15 protein-coding genes and 1 riboswitch are annotated in these 17,499 nt (G+C 38.3%); of the genes, 4 read left to right on the top strand and 11 right to left on the bottom strand.

Annotated features, from left to right (window positions below):
* Positions 1 to 29 precede the first annotated feature (29 nt).
* Positions 30 to 2,117: a 1,4-alpha-glucan branching protein GlgB gene (gene glgB, locus VL121_RS13060; RefSeq protein ID WP_325405970.1), complete on the top strand. Its 2,088-nt coding sequence runs from the start codon at positions 30 to 32 to the stop codon at positions 2,115 to 2,117.
* 161 nt (positions 2,118 to 2,278) lie between these two features.
* On the opposite strand, the gene VL121_RS13055 is transcribed toward glgB, so the two are convergent.
* On the bottom strand, positions 2,279 to 4,648 hold the full coding sequence (locus VL121_RS13055; protein ID WP_325405968.1) for a TonB-dependent receptor: 2,370 nt from the start codon (positions 4,646 to 4,648) through the stop codon (positions 2,279 to 2,281).
* Between the two features lie 90 nt (positions 4,649 to 4,738).
* A riboswitch (TPP riboswitch) is annotated at positions 4,739 to 4,847 on the bottom strand.
* A 161-nt stretch (positions 4,848 to 5,008) separates the two neighbouring features.
* Here VL121_RS13055 and VL121_RS13050 point away from each other — a divergent pair.
* The 3 genes from VL121_RS13050 to VL121_RS13040 all read left to right on the top strand — a co-directional run bounded on the left by VL121_RS13050 (position 5,009) and on the right by VL121_RS13040 (position 7,696).
* On the top strand, positions 5,009 to 5,734 hold the full coding sequence (locus tag VL121_RS13050; RefSeq protein ID WP_325405966.1) for a head GIN domain-containing protein: 726 nt from the start codon (positions 5,009 to 5,011) through the stop codon (positions 5,732 to 5,734).
* Positions 5,735 to 5,826: 92 nt separating this feature from the next.
* Entirely contained in the window at positions 5,827 to 6,525 is a 699-nt protein-coding gene (locus tag VL121_RS13045) for an NAD-dependent epimerase/dehydratase family protein (protein ID WP_325405964.1), read from the top strand.
* Positions 6,515 to 7,696: a glycosyltransferase family 4 protein gene (locus VL121_RS13040; protein ID WP_325405962.1), complete on the top strand. Its 1,182-nt coding sequence runs from the start codon at positions 6,515 to 6,517 to the stop codon at positions 7,694 to 7,696. Before VL121_RS13045 ends, VL121_RS13040 begins: the two co-directional genes overlap by 11 nt.
* Before the next feature lie 2 nt (positions 7,697 to 7,698).
* On the opposite strand, the gene VL121_RS13035 is transcribed toward VL121_RS13040, so the two are convergent.
* From VL121_RS13035 to rfbF, 10 genes are read right to left on the bottom strand one after another with little or no spacing between them, the layout of a single operon-like run.
* Positions 7,699 to 8,700: a glycosyltransferase family 2 protein gene (locus VL121_RS13035; protein ID WP_325405960.1), complete on the bottom strand. Its 1,002-nt coding sequence runs from the start codon at positions 8,698 to 8,700 to the stop codon at positions 7,699 to 7,701.
* A gap of 26 nt (positions 8,701 to 8,726) precedes the next feature.
* On the bottom strand, positions 8,727 to 9,866 hold the full coding sequence (locus VL121_RS13030; protein ID WP_325405958.1) for a glycosyltransferase: 1,140 nt from the start codon (positions 9,864 to 9,866) through the stop codon (positions 8,727 to 8,729).
* The gene (locus VL121_RS13025; protein WP_325405956.1) at positions 9,859 to 10,743 is read right to left on the bottom strand and encodes a GDP-mannose 4,6-dehydratase; all 885 of its coding nucleotides are present in this window, start codon (positions 10,741 to 10,743) and stop codon (positions 9,859 to 9,861) included. Before VL121_RS13025 ends, VL121_RS13030 begins: the two co-directional genes overlap by 8 nt.
* A gap of 1 nt (position 10,744) precedes the next feature.
* Positions 10,745 to 11,458 (bottom strand): FkbM family methyltransferase, encoded by a 714-nt coding sequence (locus VL121_RS13020; RefSeq protein WP_325405954.1) that lies wholly within the window; start codon positions 11,456 to 11,458, stop codon positions 10,745 to 10,747.
* A gap of 31 nt (positions 11,459 to 11,489) precedes the next feature.
* Positions 11,490 to 12,746 carry a class I SAM-dependent methyltransferase gene (locus VL121_RS13015; protein ID WP_325405952.1) on the bottom strand — a complete coding sequence of 419 codons (1,257 nt, stop codon included), beginning with the start codon at positions 12,744 to 12,746 and terminating at the stop codon, positions 11,490 to 11,492.
* A gap of 3 nt (positions 12,747 to 12,749) precedes the next feature.
* Positions 12,750 to 13,610: an NAD-dependent epimerase/dehydratase family protein gene (locus tag VL121_RS13010; protein ID WP_325405950.1), complete on the bottom strand. Its 861-nt coding sequence runs from the start codon at positions 13,608 to 13,610 to the stop codon at positions 12,750 to 12,752.
* Between the two features lie 2 nt (positions 13,611 to 13,612).
* A complete protein-coding gene (locus tag VL121_RS13005) occupies positions 13,613 to 14,842 on the bottom strand; it encodes a class I SAM-dependent methyltransferase (protein ID WP_325405948.1) in 1,230 nt (409 codons plus the stop codon).
* Between the two features lie 3 nt (positions 14,843 to 14,845).
* Positions 14,846 to 15,391, bottom strand: a complete 546-nt coding sequence (gene rfbC / locus VL121_RS13000) for a dTDP-4-dehydrorhamnose 3,5-epimerase (RefSeq protein WP_325405946.1) — start codon at positions 15,389 to 15,391, stop codon at positions 14,846 to 14,848.
* Positions 15,388 to 16,494 (bottom strand): CDP-glucose 4,6-dehydratase, encoded by a 1,107-nt coding sequence (gene rfbG, locus VL121_RS12995; RefSeq protein WP_325405944.1) that lies wholly within the window; start codon positions 16,492 to 16,494, stop codon positions 15,388 to 15,390. Before rfbG ends, rfbC begins: the two co-directional genes overlap by 4 nt.
* Positions 16,458 to 17,234, bottom strand: a complete 777-nt coding sequence (rfbF, locus tag VL121_RS12990; protein ID WP_325405942.1) for a glucose-1-phosphate cytidylyltransferase — start codon at positions 17,232 to 17,234, stop codon at positions 16,458 to 16,460. Before rfbF ends, rfbG begins: the two co-directional genes overlap by 37 nt.
* Positions 17,235 to 17,499 lie beyond the last annotated feature (265 nt).

The following is a 17,499-nucleotide window of genomic DNA, read 5'->3' as shown; positions in this document are numbered from 1 at the left end:
AATAGCTTTTCACACATAAACACAGCCAAATGCCAAAACCTGAAAAATCCGCAAATAAAAAAATAAACCTACAAAAAAAAGCCTCCAAAACAGGTTCCGCAAAAGAAGTTTCCAAAAAAACGAAACAATCAGCAATCAAATCTAAAAATGTGATGAACCCCCATAATAATGTGACAGGCGTAAAATATGAGGATATTCATTTTGTAGACAGTACAAAAACAGTATGGAACTATTCTTTATTCTCCGATGAAGATATCCGTAATTTTCAGCAGGGTACACACTACAGCTTGTATACTTTATTTGGATCAAGGCCTGCAAGGGTGCTGGATACCAATGGCTATTATTTTGCGGTATGGGCGCCCAACGCATCTTATATATCGGTTAAAGGTAATTTTAATAACTGGGATAATGAAACGCATCCTTTATTTGTACGGCTCGACAATTCGGGTATTTGGGAAGGCTTTATTCCACATTTTCAGAAAGGAGAAGTATATAAATATCATATCCATGGTTATGAAGGAAGCAGGCAGGATAAAGGAGATCCTTTTGCCTGGTATTGGGAAAAAAGGCCTGCTACAGCGTCAATTACCTGGGCGTTAGATTACAACTGGAATGATGCCGCGTGGATGAAAAGCAGGAAGCGCAATAACTCTTCGGATGCACCCTGGAGTGTATATGAGGTGCACCTGGCGAGCTGGATGCGGCCCGATAGGAATGACGAAGAAAGTTATAACACCTATACGCAAATAAGGGAGCGCCTGGTACCCTATGTAAAAGAAATGGGCTTTACACATGTAGAGTTCATGCCTGTTATGGAGCATCCTTTCGATGGATCATGGGGCTACCAGGGGGCAGGGTATTTTGCACCTACTTCACGCTTTGGCGATCCGCAGGGATTTATGGAACTGGTGGATGCATTCCACCGTGAAGAAATAGGAGTAATACTGGATTGGGTACCCTCGCATTTTCCCTACGATGCGCATGGCTTATTTATGTTTGATGGCACGCATACATACGAATATGCGGATATGCGCAAAGGCTTTCACCCCGACTGGAACAGCTATATATTCAATTATAAAAGAGGAGAGGTAAAATCGTTCCTGATCAGCAGTGCCCGGTATTGGCTGGATAAATATCATGCCGATGGCATTCGCGTAGATGCGGTAAGCTCTATGCTTAAATTAAACTACTCCCGTACAACCGGGCAATGGGAACCCAATGAGCATGGTGGCGATGGCAACCTGGAAGCCATTGCTTTTATAAAAGATTTGAATGAAACCATCTTTCGCGATTTTCCTGATGTGCAAACCATTGCGGAGGAAGCAACGGATTGGCCGGGCGTTAGCAGACCCACTTTTGAAGGTGGTTTGGGCTTTGGAATGAAATGGATGATGGGCTGGATGCATGATACGCTGGATTATTTTAAGTTAGACCCTATTCACCGGCCGCATCACCAGGATAAGTTCTCTTTTAGTATGATATACTACTATGATGAGAATTTTATGCTCCCCCTGAGCCATGATGAAGTGGTGCATGGCAAAAGTCCCATGATATACAAAATGCCCGGAGACGACTGGCAGAAATTCGCTAACCTCCGGTTATTGTACACTTATATGTTTACACATCCGGGTGGCAAGCTGTTGTTTATGGGAGATGAATTTGGACAAACCAGTGAGTGGAATTACAAATCGGAGCTGGATTGGTTCTTATTGCAATACGACAGCCACAAGTTATTGAAAGATTGTGTGCGTGATCTGAATCTGTTGCTTCGTGCCGAGCCGGCTATGTATGAAAACCAGTTTAATGTTTTTGGATTTGAATGGATTGATCTTAATCACAGGGCGGAGAGTGTTATTGTATACCGCAGAAAAGGAAAGCAGCCCAAAGATGATTTGCTTGTTGTTTTAAACCTCACACCTGTGGTGCGCCGCAACTGGAAATTACAGGTAAAAGACAAGCCGGACTGGAAAGAAGTTTTTAATAGTGACGCCAAAAAATACTGGGGAACCGGCGATGTATTTAACCCCGATGTAGAAGCTGTCGAAATTGATAAAAAGAACCGTTTATTTGAAATAAACATTCATCTGCCACCATTAGGAGCAGTGGTGTTTAAGTAATCCATACGGCCGGTACGCATAGCGTCAGACCGTATGGGATAAGTCTCTCGCTCATAGCACGGATGCTCACAGATTGAATTTGATAAACAATGCTTATACAACTAACCCATATCTGTGCTTTTCTGTGGAATCTGTGAGCCATAAGGGTGTGCCACAGTATATTACAATTTTACATTCACCCCCACCATGAAATTCCTTCCCGCCATGGGGAAATAATAATTTTCGTTTACTAACGCTCCGCCGGAAATATAGCTGTACGTATAGCCATTGGGCTCATATTTTTTATTGAATATATTATTCAACTGCAGCACCAGGTTAATTTCACTGAATAGCAGGTTTTTCAATGTGTATATGGTTCTGAAGTCCTGCACATAAAAAGCATTTAATTTCCGGGCTTCATTACTGGTATTATCCAAATATTGTTTACCGGCATATTTGCTCAAAAAGCTGATCTCCCAGTTTTGTAAAGGCACAAAATTAATGGCGGCACTGCCGGTAACGGAAGGTGAAAAGGATATATTGCTTTCGCTGTAGCTTTCTGATTTCTGGCTGCCATCATCATAATCATCATACCAGGCTACAAAATTTTTTACTTTGTTACGGCTGAAAGCAATATTGCCTGAAGCATTCAGCCATTGAGCAGGCTGCCATTTGGCCTGCAATTCAATACCCATCCTGTAGCTGTTGGGTATATTAGTACGAACATATGCACCCACATCGTTTACCTTTCCTGTTAGTACTAACTGGTTATGGTATTTCATATAGTAAAAAGAAGCGCTCCAGTTAAATGTATAGTTTTTCTGTTCAATCCCCATTTCAAGATCGTGCAAAGTTTCATGTTGGGGTTGTTGTGTTGTGCCGGCTTCAAAGTCATCACGGTTGGGTTCTTTATTGGCTATAGCGTAAGAAATATAGCCCGACCAGTTTTGATTCGTATAACTTATTCCTGCTTTGGGATTAATAAAATGGTACGTATTGTTTACAGGTAAGCCGGGGTTATCCCTGAAACCATCTAACTGGTACTTCACATGCCTGTATTGAATATCTCCAAATAATTCCAGGTGGGAAGTTAATTTTTGCTGAAGTTTGCTGTACATATTAAAGTCCGTTTTAAAAGCATCCAGGTCATACCATTTATAATCCTTAGGTATGCCCGCCTGCGCCCATATTATTTTGCCATAATGGCTGCCATCATAACGGTTCCATCCTCCACCGGTTATCCATTGTGTTCCCTTGTTTTTATATAGAAGGGAAAAAATTCCTCCGTAGTAATAATTGTCGAGCCATAGTTGCCGCACAACATCTGTACGGCTTATTACCGAATCGCCAATATGTAAGTTGGGTAATCCAAAATCGGCAAACTTCCTGGAGGCTTTATATTGCTCATAATACCCTTTGCCGCGGCTAAGAAATGCTGCTACATTAAAACTAAAGCGGTTGTTTACATCCTGGTTGTAAAACAACTGGTAGTGATCCTGCTGGTAATTGTCCGTTTCATTTTCATAGGGCTCACCGGGCTTTTCCGTTCCTGCCGAATTATAGGTACGGTTTGTTTTTAGCAGGCTTTCCGGCACACCATTCCAGGCCTGGTAAGTTTTTTCTTTGCCCGAGAAAACATTCAGCCTCACCGATGCCTTGCCGGAGAAGTAAGCAGTAGATAAATAAAATGATTTCAGGTCACTGCTGGCACGGTCTATATAGCCGTTGCTTTTTAATGAGGAGAGCCTGGCATCCACCGTAAAATGCCCGTCAATTAAACCAGTACCGGCTTTCAGCGTATTTTTCCAGGTATTAAAAGACCCGTAGCTGTTATTGCTTTCGGCATAAGCTTTTTCAATAAACTCGTTGGTTGTCATATTAATGGTGGCGCCAAAAGCGCCTGCGCCATTGCTGCTGGTGCCAACACCCCGCTGTACCTGTATGCTGTTAACCGATGAAACGAAATCGGGCAGATCAACAAAAAAACTACCCTGCGATTCCGCGTCATTATAGGGAATGCCATTAAGTGTTACATTAATCCTGGTAGCGTCTGTACCCCGTATCCGTATGCCTGTATAGCCAACCCCATTGCCGGCATCGGAGTTTACAATAACAGACGGAAGCTGGTTAAGTACAAAAGGAAGGTCCTGTCCCATATTTACCTTTTCAATTTCCTTTTTCGACAGGTTGCTCTTCGCAAAAGGTGTTCTTTCACCTGCTCTTACACCCTTTATTTCTATAGGTTCCAGCATCAGGTCAATCCGTTCCAACAGAATGCTGACAGGCAAAGCGGATGGTACCTGTATGGTTTTTTTTAGCGGTTTAAAGCCAATGGAACTTATCATTACCGTGTAGCTTCCTTTTTTCAAACTCCTGAAATGGAAATCACCATTTTCGTCAGAAATTGTGTTTAGATTTTCGGATAACGCAACAGTAGCATTGGCAAGGGGTTGCCGGGAATCTTTTTCAATAATTTTTCCATGGAGCGGGTGCTGGGCAAAAGCTGCAATGGCGCCTGCCAGCATAATCAATAGTGAAAATGTTTTTTTCATTTCTGTTTTTGTTATCGGCTTCAGACGTGCATCTTGTTTTTATTGCACTCACTTGTCTTTAGCCGGGTTTACAAAAACAGGAAAGGAGAGATGTGAAGACTCGTCCTTCCCTGCGCAGGCATTACCCTGATCAGGTTCTACGGGTTTGATCTCAGTCCTGTCCCGCTGTAAGCGAAACAAAACACCCCGGGAATCACTGAGGTTAAAACAAACTTTAACCACGGTTGTTTGAGCTACAAAGATAACGGACTTTTAAAATATTATCCAAATACTGTAACTTTTAAGCATTCTTATCGTATTACAGGAGTTAATACAAGATGAGTATCCGTTTTACAGCAACACATCCATAAATAACCTCACATGAAAAAAATATTACTCCTTGCAGTATACAGCATCATTGCCTTTGCTGCTAACGCGCAGGATGAAAAAGTATTCGTGAATGATAAAAATGCGCAGCCCAGGCATGTTGTGGGGTCTTTTTCCGCTATTTCTGTTGCGGGTTCTATTGATCTGTATCTGTCTCAAAGCGATGAAGAAGTAGTGGTAGTAAGCGCGGCTGAAACCAAATACCGCGACAGGATCGTGACTGAAGTTGTCAATGGTGAGCTTAAAATTTATTACAACGATAAAGGACTGCAATGGAGCAGCGGCAGTAAGAAGTTAAAAGCCTATGTTTCGTTTAAAACAATACAAAAAATAACGGCTTCAGGTGCTTCTGATGTGTATGCCAATGGTGTGGTTAAAGCTGATGCGCTGAAGATAAATATTTCAGGTTCCAGTGATTTTAAAGGCGCGGTAGACGTTAACCAGTTAAGTCTTGACCAGAGCGGCAGTTCCGATTCCCATATCAGCGGCCGCACAACCAACCTGAAAATTGAAGTGAGCGGGGCAAGTGATGTAAAGGGTTATGATCTGGTAGCAGAGTATTGCGCGGCCAGTGCCAGCGGCGCCAGTGATATACAAATTACGGTTACTAAAGAACTCACCGCCAGTGCCAGCGGCGCCAGCGACATCTACTATAAGGGCCAGGGTATAACCCGCAATATCAAGAGCAGCGGTGCCAGTTCGGTAGCGAGGAGGGATTGATAAGTATAGTCTTCATGAAATTTTTATAAAGAGCATCCAGGATGCTCTTTTTTTGTACATATCTTGCATCACTGATCTTAAACATTGAAAAAATGGTAATTGGTAATGGATTGGTAGCTAAAGCTTTTGACGCATATAGCACAGGTAATCACTTTTTAATTTTTGCTTCAGGCGTCTCAGATTCCACAAATACAGACAAAAAGGCTTTTGACCGGGAAAAGCAATTATTGATTAAATGCCTGAAAGAGCATACAGAAAAAGTATTGGTTTATTTTAGTACATGCAGTGTGTATGATACGGTTGTAAACAAAACGCCCTATGTGTTGCATAAACTGGAAATGGAAGGATTGATTGCTGATTTACACAAGCATTATTATATTTTCAGGATTTCAAATCTTGCAGGCCAATCAGCTAATCCACATACTGTATTGAATTTTTTTGTTCAGCATATTTTATCAGGCACTTCTTTTTTTTTATGGAACAATGCTTCGAGAAATATCATAGATGTGGATGATGCCTTTTCAATTTGCAATTATATCCTCAAGCAGGACTGCTCATACAATAAAATAATTAACATTGCCAATGCAGTGAACTATGATGTAAAAGTTATTGTACATGAAATTGAACATTTTTTTAAAAAGAAAGGCAACTATACCCTTGTTGAAAACTCCAGTCATCCCGAAATAGATGTTTCGGAAATACAAAGCATCGTTTCAGCGCTTAATATTAATTTTGACCAGGATTATTTACGGAAGATAATAAATAAGTATTACACGTCCAATGACTTATAAACAGGCTAAAGTAAAACTTGCTATCGAACAGGCACTCATGTCCCCGTTTATACTGCTTGGGATAATTTCAGGGTTCTTTTTTCCATTAAAAACCCGTCATAATCTTTTTCTGTTTTTTCCCAACGGCGATATAGGAGGGTCGCCGAGGGTGAATATAGACATTACGCAGTGTATGAAGGATGCCATGCCTCTTATTATCTTTTCTAAAAAGCCTGCTAATAACCAGTTTATCGAAGAATTCAACATACCAGGTGTAAGAATAATCGATCTCGCTCCATATATTGATAATAAGTTGTTCTATTTCGTTAATTTTTTTTTTAGGGGAGTTATTGCTACATGGATAAATAAAAGTACTGATCCTGTATTATTTGGCGGAGAATGTATGTTTTTTTATAAAATGTTGCCGCATGTAAAAAAAAGTGCAAAATGTGTTGAGCTAAGTCATTTAGCTACCTGGCTTTCATACAATATTGGTTTTATTGACCGTATAGATACCAGGATTTTTAGCACACGTAAATTAAAAGAGCAGGTGGCGCAACAGTATGACTGCAATAAAATAGAAAGATATTTATACGAGAAACTGCTGTTTATTGATAACGCTGTAGATATACCTGCTGCTTCTACAGTCGAAAACGATAATCTTGAAATAGTTTTTATTGGCAGAGGATCTCCTCAGAAAAGAGTGCATCTGGTTGGGGCTATTGCAAAGCAGATGCATGAAGCCGGGCATAAAGCTCACTTTTCATTTGTAGGAGATGTAGAGAAAGTAATTAATCCTGCGAATTATCCATACTGCAGTTTTTTGGGAAATATAAGTGATAAAAAGCAAATGGAAGATATATACAGGCGATCAGATGTGCTGATACTTACTTCTGCATTTGAAGGATTACCGGTAGTGATTATGACCATGATGGCTTACGGGAAAGTTGTTCTGTCAACCGCTGTAAATGCTATTCCCGACTATATTGAGCACATGCAAAACGGGTTATTAATTTACGAGACTGAAGAAAGAGAAATAGTAAACAAGGGGGTAGAACTATTAAGGCTTTTGCTGCTACAGCCCAACCTTAAAATAGCGCTTGGGCAGAAAAACCGGGAAGTTGCAATAGAAAAATTTAGCCGGGCAATATTTTGTAAGCAATATAGAGAAATATTAATTGAGAAAAAGTAGTACTATTTCAAAAATGGCTTATTGTACAACTTGCGGAATTTTCTAAAAAGGTACCTTGCTGGCTTATTATTATCTATTGATAATGCTAATTTTATCTCTGTATTATTTGTAAGTGAGTAGGATGGGTTGCCTGAAATCTCTTTGCATTCCCTTTCAAAAGCAGCTACAGTTTGCGCTATGGTTATGTTTTCCCTTTCTGGCAGGGCAAGTCTTAGCATTTTATGACAGATACTTTTACAATAATGGGTAATGAATACCGGAGCATTTTCTTTAATGTTCATTTGTAAAGCTGGGTTATTCATTAATTGCTTCAAAAAGCTTATAAATTCTTTCAAAGCCTTACAATAAATTATCGGATCAGCCATTTGCGAAATGTTCCGGTGCAACCTGTATTTGAAAGCAGGAGTTTCAGCTACTGCAACTTTGCCTTTCTGAGCTATAGAGAACCACAACGCATAATCTGCAAACATTAATTGGGGAAAGGAAGGAATTCCGTTTAATGAGTCATATAAATCAGAACGAAACATAAATCCTGTACCACTGATATCTATTGTTCGTTGCAAAGCTTGGCCAATAAATTCATTGGTATCCATAATGGGCTTCATGGGTAAGCAATCACGTATTTTATCCCCCCGTGCATCAATAAATATGGAATGTGTTTGATAAAGGCTTGCATCCTGGTTTGCATTGATGAGCGAATCCATTACTTCAAGATAATGCGGCATCAGTACGTCATCATGACCGATTAATGTCATAAATTCGTTCCTGGGAATATCTAAAACTCTCTTCCAGTTATCCTCTATTATCAATGGTTTTGCAGAAGGAAAAATTTTGATACGGTTGTCTTTTAGGGAAGCTAACCATTCACTTGTTCCGTCATTGCTTTTATTGTCGAGTATTAATAAATCAAAATGTTGAAGCGTTTGCGAAAGAATACTTGCTACACATTCTTTAATATATTCACCACCGTTCCGAACCGGTAATATGACACTGAACTTATTCATTTTTCTGTAAGCAAATTTTAATAAAATTATCTTTCGGCTATAAATTTCATATAAGGCTCAATAGCTTTATCAAAACTGTAAAACTTAGCAGCCCTGATGGCATTTTCAACGTAAAAGCTATAATTTGCCCTGATTTTAGAAACAGCCTTATGTATTTCTTCCGGGCTCAAATCATCTATTAATAAGCCACATTGAAATTCATTTACAAACTTAAACCCTACAATATTGCTGGCTACAACGGGTACGCCTGCGGCAAGATATTTAAACATTTTTCCTGATGGTGCAGACGCGTAGTTAAAATAATTGTCGCGAATCACCGGTACATTGAAATTATAAAAACAGAAACCTATTTCATAGTATGATAAAGATTCTACAACTTCATCATTTTCGAGATATTTTTTCTTTATTACCAGCCTCTTTTCGTCTAAAAGCTGTTGGTATTCATTATTAACCCTGGCTATATCTTTAGGCATAATAGCGCCTTGTACCGTCAGCTTTTCATTACTATATGTAGCAACGTAGTCCAAACAATGATAAAATCCTAACTCATCATATGCGGATCCCCCGTAAATAAGCCCACTACGTGTTTCTTTAACAACATCTTTATAGATAGGCGCGTTTTGAACAAAAAATGTTTTTATCTCTTTATCCTTAAACAGATACTGGTAACGTTCTATACTTTGTATCAACACACAATTAATATATTTAAAATCTAACAGCGGCAAATGTTGTTCATCAATAGTTAACTCAAGCGACAGGAAATCTGTTTTTACTTTTAACAGAGAACAAAAAACAGCATTCAGAATGTCTACACTAATAATTGTCTCATATTGGTGCTTCTTTAAAATTTTTTTTATAAAAAGAAATTTGAAAAAGTACTCTTTGTAGTTTAGTTTATTTCTTTTAAAAAGCCTTGTTTCTTTATTGAAGATAGATGCAATCTGAAATAATATCCAATAAAAATACCGCCCCTTTACATGGTAGAATTTGTGGTACAGCACATTTCTATTCTCTAATTTTTGATTATTAAAGCTATAGGGATACTCCGCGGTAATGGTTACGTCATATTTTTTTTGCAATTCATCATACAATTGTATTACCGTGGGAGAATAAGCAATATGTTCTCCATTAAATAAGATCAGTATTTTTTCTCTTTCATTATTCATTCATCATCATATTTGCCAATTGATAAAAATCTGTTTTGGGTTCCCAGCCTATTCCTTTTATTACTCCCGGATTACTAACCAATATTCTATATTCAGGAACATAATTATTTTGAAGCGCTACATATTTTTGCCATTGCAGGTTTTTTAAAGAAAAGCAAAGCGCTAGCCAATCTTTTATGGCATAGGCTTTTCCGCTACCAATTACAGCTTCTGATGTGGCATCCTGGTTTACTAATTTCCATACAGCGTCCACAACATCTCCTGCATAATTAAATTCCTTTTGCACTTCTATATTTCCCAAAATTAACTTTTCGGTACTTCCGGAAGCAATTCTTTGAACAGCACGGACTATTTTTTGACTAACGTGTTGCTCTGTTCTTAATGGACTATCATGATTAAAAAAATAACCAACATATATTTTCAATCCAAAGGCTTTGGAATAGTACCTGGCAGCATAAACAGAATGAATACGTGCTAAGGAATAAGGACTGCTGGCTTCAAATTCAGTTGTTTCATCAATTGGATGATCATTGTTTTTGAATTGCATGGCACTTCCCGAAATAAATACGCGTGACGCAGGGCAAAATAATTTTACAGTTTCTAAAATATTGATTGTCCCGGTGGAGATCGTTTCATGATTTTCAAGGAGAAATTCGTGCTTTGTACTTGATCGGGCTGCAAAGTGAAAAATATAATCAGGCAAATTTTCCCTGATAGCCTTTTGTACGAAATTATAATCACTTACGCTTCCGCAAATAGCTGCATTAGTTCTGGATACGTTGATCACTTCAATATCCGAATGGCTAAGCAATTGATTAAGGTAATAGCCATCTTGGCCATTTGAACCAAAAATAAGTACACGCTGTTTCTTAGTCATATCAAAAATTAAACAGATCGCTACGGCAAAAAATAGTGTTGATATGTGTATCTGCGTAAGCGAAGTATCCTTTGCTATACATGAATTCACTAATAGCGGTTATTTTTTTTTCTGTGTTATTCAGGTATCCAAATGTAATAGTCTCTGCACAAATTACTTCGGGTTTGAACTTTTTAAAATCAATAGATTGTAGTATCTCAATATCTAAACCCTCTACATCAAGTGAAATAAAATTAGGATGAGGATCAAAATAATCCTTCATTATTGTATTGATGTTTTTCAGTGCAACAGGTAGCGTACGATAAGCTAATCCTGTATCACTTTTCCTGATATCTGCTTCTGCTTTAGAAAAAGTACTCCAGCCATTCATCAAACCCGGGAATAAATAAAAATCGGCGCTTGCCTGGTCATTAATACCAATACCGATATTAAGGATAGTGTCTTTGGGTCGTTGATGTTTAATTACTTTCACCATTTCGATATCTGGCTCTATACAAACTCCCTTACAACCTTTTTTATATAACCCATATGTATTATTGCATATTTTAGGCTGATTGGTGCCAATTTCAAGATAGGTTGGATGAGATATTTTAAGACTACTAAACAAATATTCAATTATTACATCTTCTCCGGTCTGTGAATAAGATGCCTTTGCCTTCAGGAAAATGACATCTAATCCCTTTCCGCACTTTCTTAAAAACCTTTTTAAGTTCATCGTAATAGTTGTGTTGTATAAATACTGCTCGTTAGTTTTTAAATATTTCTATTGTGGGAATGGGGAAAATAAATCCTGTACCTTTTGATAAAGCCTCTTGTTCTCTTTCTATAAATTCCTTTTTGAAGTGCCAGGGTAGTACTAAATAATAATCAGGATTCATTGCCCTGCTTTCAGCTTCACTAATGATAGGAATATTTGTTCCCAATGTATAAGCGCCATATTTATCGGGATTCCTTTCTGCTGCATAATCTACCAGCATATTATTGATATCGCACCATTGTAAAATCGTATTACCCTTAGTAGACGCGCCATAGATATGCACTCTTTTGCCTTCTTTTTTTAGTTTCACTAAAAGATCATGTAACTCATTCTTTACTCTTTCAACTCTATATTGAAATGCTACATAAGGTTTATCGGTATCTAACTCCAGATCAAACTCTTTTTGTCTAACCTCATTCATCAGCTTATGGTTTTCCTGCTGATAATACAATCCACTTTCAACATGCGTAGCATAGCAGCGAATACTTCCCCCATTAATATCGTTAAACGATATTTTAAAAATCTTCATTCCGGCCATCGCTGCTATTTTTTCCAATACTGCCAAACTATAGTATTCTAAATGTTCATGACAAATGGTATCATAGCTATCCAGCTCAAGCATATGTGGCATGTAGCTCATTTCAAAGACCCATATACCTTCCGGGGATAAAATGAGTTTTATTTTCTTTACAAAATCCACCGGGTTTTCTAAATCATAAAACATCGCAATTGAGGTTACTACATCAATCTTTGTATCGCCAATTAATTTAGTTAGTTCTGCGGATGGGAAAATATCCTGCACTACTGCTGCTCCTTTTACTTCCTGTGCAACATCACTTGGGTCGCATCCAAATTTCGTAAAACTTTCGGGATAGTAACCCAGTAAGGTTCCGTCATTACATCCAATGTCCAATACTGCTGCATTGCTCTTTTTTATTAATGTCAAAGCATTGCCTGCAATCTCTTTTAAATGCGTACGCATCGTTTGATTGGTGCCGCTTCTGTACCAGTATGCTGCATATAAAATATCAGGAGGAACACTATGCTCCATTTGTAATAACCCGCATGCATTCTCATCAATTTGAGGGTTACACCTTACTAAAGAGCAATTGATCTTACGCTGAGAAGGCATTTCTTTCCCTGGCTTTACAAAAGAGCCTTGTAAGTATTGAGGACCAAGACTTATAACCGATGTTAATGATGCTGAACCACAAACCCTGCAGGTGGTTCTCTTACGAATATGCATATATTAATTTCTTTTATTTATAATTTGATTTAATTTGCTGTTATCCCCCCAAAAATGCATTGGCTCATAGTCAGGATAAGGATAATAGCCTAAGTTTAATTTTATAGTTGCATTTTTGGATTGCAGGTATTGCTGCACCAATTGCTTTACTGTAACCGGTATACCGCTGCAACAATTAATAATTCCCGAAACTTCTTTTTGTAAAGCAATAGCAACGATGTACTCCGCTACTTTTTCAACAGGCAAGAAATCCCTTGTTTGCCGGCCTCCGCTCATATGGAATACCTCATTATGGGTATCAAGCGCCTGCTGGAGTTGCGAAAGTAAGGATTTTGCATTTTGCCCTTTTCCAAACATATAAAATAACCTGATCCATTTGTATTCAAAAGAATGTTTTTTTTTTAAATCCTCTATAAATATCCTAAGTTCATTCTTTGCCTGCGCATATGGATTTTGGGGTAAGGGTGGCATATCTTCCGATAATTTTCCTTCCTGCATGCCATATTCAAAACAGGTGCCGGTTATATTGATGTTTTTTAAACCGTTTCTAATTATGTTTTCAAGAAACGCCTTATGTCTTGGCAGGTTTTGTTCGAGATGAAAATTATCTTTATAATTTGGAAGCCCTTCCCAGCTTAAATGAATCATTATATCAGGCTTATCAAAGAACTCAAAATAGTTTTCGTTCTCGTTCAGGAATGCGAGGTCAAAGGGGCGATAATCTGTTTTGGCAAACCATTTTTTTTGTTTGGCAGTGATTTCATTAGCTGAGCTGGTAATAATCTGGCAATTCCGGTGCAATAGTTCTTCTACCACATAATTTCCTATAAATCCTGTTGCGCCGGTTACCAACACTTTCTGCATGATCATTTAATTATTTGTAAAGCTGGTATTGGTATTACAAATCCTCCATGCCATTCTTTTATATACGAAAGCTGTGCTGTTATCTCATCTTTTAGATTCCAGGGGAGTATGATAATATAATCCGGCTTATCATTTTTTAAATGGTCTTCATTCACCACCGGTATATGACTTGCGGGTAACCACTTGTTTTGCTTATAGGGGTTCGCATCTGCAACATAGTCAATGAGGTCGTTTTTAATACCACAATAGTTGAGTAATGTATTGCCTTTTGCCGCAGCGCCATATGCAGCTACCTTTTTATTATTGCGTTTACAGTTTATCAAAAAATCTGTGAGATCAAGTTTTATTTTCAGTGCCTTCGCCTGGAATCCATTATAATAGTTAGGCCCATTTAATCCTTTTTCCGTTTCTTTTTTTAATAATGCGGCTACATTTCCTGAAATTGTTTTGCTGTTATCTTCAGTATGTTTTGCATAAATTCTTAGTGAACCTCCATGTGTTGGGATTTCCTCCACATCAAACAGTTCTAATCCCTGCGAGGAAAATATTTTTTGCGCTGTACCAAAAGAAAGGTAAGAAAAATGCTCATGATAGATAGTATCGAACTGGTTATTATCAACCAGTTGCATCAGGTGCGGAAACTCCATTGTAATAACGCCTGCCGGGGCCAGCACGATTTTCATTCCTCCAACAAAATCAAGAATATCAGGAACATGTGCCAGTACATTATTCCCCAGTAAAAGGTCTGCAAATATATTTTTTGATGTGAGTTCTTTTGCCAGCCGCACACCAAAAAAGTCCACAATAGTTTCTATTCCTTTTTTTACGGCTACTTCGGCTGTGTTTGCTGTAGGCTCTATGCCCAGAACAGGAATATTTTTCTCATGAAAATATTGTAAAAGATAACCATCGTTGGAAGCTATCTCTATAATTTTTGAAGCTTTATTTAAGCCGAACCTTTCTGTCATTTTATCCGTATAGGCTTTGGCATGCTTTAACCAACTCGTTGAGTAAGATGAAAAATATACGTAGTCACTATTGAAAATCGCATCAGCCTTTTTATATTCATCAGCCTGTACCAAAAAACATTTATGGCAGGTATATATTTTAAGGGGGTAAAATGTTTCAGGCTCCTTCAGTTGCTCTTTAGTAAGAAAGGAGTTTGAAGCAGGGGAGTTCACCAGGTCAATGAAAATATGATTAAGCTCCGTCTTACAAAACCTGCACTGCATAATTTATATTCCTTTAAAGTTGTTATTAATATATGGATGAGCGGAATCCCGGTTGGAGATAATGCGTAGAGGTAATGGCCAGTCAATTTTAATCCTGGTATCATCGTATCTTATACCGCCTTCAGCATCGGGCGTATAGTATTCAGAATGATGATACAATAATTCTGCATCATCAGATAAAGATTGAAAGCCATGCGCAAACCCTTCGGGTATATAGATCATCTTTTTATTTTGCGCTGATAATTCTACACCAAACCATTGTAAAAATGTGGGAGAACTCTTTCTTAAATCTACAATTACATCAAACACAGCACCAGCTATACACCTTATCATTTTAATTTCCCTGTATGGAGCAACCTGGTAATGCATGCCGCGGATAGTTCCTTTTGCAGCAGTGAATGAATGATTCATTTGCACCCATTCTTTCTCCTGGCCTATTTTCCTGAATTCTTTTTTGCAATAATACCTTGCAAACCAGCCACGGGTATCACTAAACTGTTCCAGTTCTATAATATAACTGCCATTTAGCGTGGTAGGTGAGAAGATCATAGGGCAAGATAGGTGTTGATTTGCTGTAGTGTAAATTCCTTTTTTTTGTTGTCTGGTTGTTTATACCAATCCATTGTCCAGCCAATAGAAGACGCCGCATCTAATTTTGGACACCACTTTAATTCATTTTGTGCCTTGGTGATATCTAATTGTAATAACCCGGCTTCATGAGGCTGACCCGGCGTTGAAGCATCCGTCCAGTTGCCGCTGCCCCAGCTTTCTATAGATTTTTCAACAAGTGTTTTAACGGTGAAATGATCGCCAGGCAAAGGTCCGAAGTTAAAAGCAGTGGAATATTTCTCATCATGCGTATTCAATAATCCACCTAACAGCAGATACCCGGTTAAGGGTTCCAGCACATGCTGCCAGGGACGTACCGATAAGGGATTACGAACAATGATATTCTTTTTGGCTTGTAATGAGCGTATAATATCGGGTATAATTCTGTCTGTACTCCAGTCTCCACCGCCAATCACATTGCCTGCTCTTGCGCTGGCTAAGGACTTCTGATGTTCAGTAAATCTTGCAATATGGAAGAAGCTGTTCCTGAAAGCGCTTACAACCAGTTCAGCGCATGCTTTACTGGCGCTATAAGGATCATAGCCACCCAGCGCATCTTCTTCTTTATAAAGAATATGCTGCTCTTTATTTTCGTATACTTTATCCGTAGTAACAACAACAGTGGTACATTTTTTCTGTAACAAAGAAATGCATTCAAGCAGGTTGGCGGTGCCGGTAACATTTATTTCAAAAGTTTCGGCCGGGATTTTATAGGACCGGCGAACCAATGGCTGGGCAGCCAGGTGAAAGATATAATCCGGCTGAAATGCTTCAATTTCTGCCTGTAATCTTTCTTTATCCCTTATATCGGCTATAATACTTTCAGAAAGGTCTTTCGCCCCCGTAATATTAAACAATGAATATTCAAATTCAGGTGCTAATGCATAGCCTTTAACCTGTGCGCCTAATTCCTGTAAGAGTAATATTAGCCAGGCGCCTTTGAATCCGGTATGTCCGGTTACGAATACTTTCTTGTGTTTGTAGAAGTCCTTAAGCGATGCTTTACTTACCATTTTTTCCATTTTGCCGCGTTGTTTTGCCACATGGCTTCTAATTCTATTTTGTCACGCATAGCGTCCATACACTTCCAGAACCCTGCATGTTTAAAGGCTACTAATTCATTATTATTGGTAAGGTTTTCCAGGGGCTCATCTTCCCACATCATTTCATTCATATCGCCTGCTAAATATCTGAATACTTCGGGCTTCAGTACAAAAAAACCTGCATTAATCCATTTGCTTTCGTCCTTTGCTTTTTCTCTGAAAGATGCTACCTCATTGTTCTTATCAATGTTCATGCCGCCAAAACGCGCCTCAAGCTGAACGGCGGTAACAGTAGCGATTTTATTGTGAGATTTATGAAATGCTGCAAGATCAGTAATATTTATGTCTGCTACTCCATCGCCGTAAGTCAGCATAAAATCTTCGTTGCCTATATATGGCTGCACCTGTTTTAAACGTCCTGCAGTTTTGGTAGTGCTGCCTGTTTCAATAAGTGTAACTTTAAATGCTTCTGAGTGAGTGCCAAGCACCTGCATTTTATTATTTGCTATATCAATGGTGATATCAGAGTTATGAAGGAAATAGTTCATAAAATATTCCTTAATCACATACCCTTTATATCCAAGACAAATGATAAAATCGTTAAAACCATAGTAGCTGTATATTTTCATGATATGCCACAGGATAGGTTTTCCGCCAATTTCAACCATTGGTTTAGGACGCGTGTCCGTTTCTTCAGCTATGCGGGTGCCCAACCCTCCTGCAAATATTACAACTTTCATATACGTATAAGATTATACAAAACTAAAGGATTTATGTTATTACCAGCAGAATAGATCAGGGTTTACGCCTTTTTGAGGACAAGCAATTCAAAATTATTGGTAACTTTAAATAGAAGAAGAACCCTTTTCTAATTGTGATTTGAGAATATTCGTTGAAAAAATATGAAAATTTCCGATTTTTTGAAAGAAAGTTATAATTTTAATATTATAAAAAATTGTATTCTATTTATTGCCGCAATTTGACAGTTAGTTGATTTATTAACTT

It is taken from the genome of Agriterribacter sp. (assembly GCF_035497235.1).
Lineage (GTDB): Bacteria > Bacteroidota > Bacteroidia > Chitinophagales > Chitinophagaceae > Agriterribacter.
This window is presented reverse-complemented; position numbering and strand designations above follow the sequence as displayed.

Excerpts from the sequence above, each read along its gene's own strand:
- glgB (WP_325405970.1), top strand. The coding sequence starts at position 30 with ATGCCAAAACCTGAAAAATCCGCAAATAAAAAAATAAACCTACAAAAA.
- VL121_RS13055 (WP_325405968.1), bottom strand. The coding sequence starts at position 4,648 with ATGAAAAAAACATTTTCACTATTGATTATGCTGGCAGGCGCCATTGCA.
- VL121_RS13050 (WP_325405966.1), top strand. The coding sequence starts at position 5,009 with ATGAAAAAAATATTACTCCTTGCAGTATACAGCATCATTGCCTTTGCT.
- VL121_RS13045 (WP_325405964.1), top strand. The coding sequence starts at position 5,827 with ATGGTAATTGGTAATGGATTGGTAGCTAAAGCTTTTGACGCATATAGC.
- VL121_RS13040 (WP_325405962.1), top strand. The coding sequence starts at position 6,515 with ATGACTTATAAACAGGCTAAAGTAAAACTTGCTATCGAACAGGCACTC.
- VL121_RS13035 (WP_325405960.1), bottom strand. The coding sequence starts at position 8,700 with ATGAATAAGTTCAGTGTCATATTACCGGTTCGGAACGGTGGTGAATAT.
- VL121_RS13030 (WP_325405958.1), bottom strand. The coding sequence starts at position 9,866 with ATGAATAATGAAAGAGAAAAAATACTGATCTTATTTAATGGAGAACAT.
- VL121_RS13025 (WP_325405956.1), bottom strand. The coding sequence starts at position 10,743 with ATGACTAAGAAACAGCGTGTACTTATTTTTGGTTCAAATGGCCAAGAT.
- VL121_RS13020 (WP_325405954.1), bottom strand. The coding sequence starts at position 11,458 with ATGAACTTAAAAAGGTTTTTAAGAAAGTGCGGAAAGGGATTAGATGTC.
- VL121_RS13015 (WP_325405952.1), bottom strand. The coding sequence starts at position 12,746 with ATGCATATTCGTAAGAGAACCACCTGCAGGGTTTGTGGTTCAGCATCA.
- VL121_RS13010 (WP_325405950.1), bottom strand. The coding sequence starts at position 13,610 with ATGCAGAAAGTGTTGGTAACCGGCGCAACAGGATTTATAGGAAATTAT.
- VL121_RS13005 (WP_325405948.1), bottom strand. The coding sequence starts at position 14,842 with ATGCAGTGCAGGTTTTGTAAGACGGAGCTTAATCATATTTTCATTGAC.
- rfbC (WP_325405946.1), bottom strand. The coding sequence starts at position 15,391 with ATGATCTTCTCACCTACCACGCTAAATGGCAGTTATATTATAGAACTG.
- rfbF (WP_325405942.1), bottom strand. The coding sequence starts at position 17,234 with ATGAAAGTTGTAATATTTGCAGGAGGGTTGGGCACCCGCATAGCTGAA.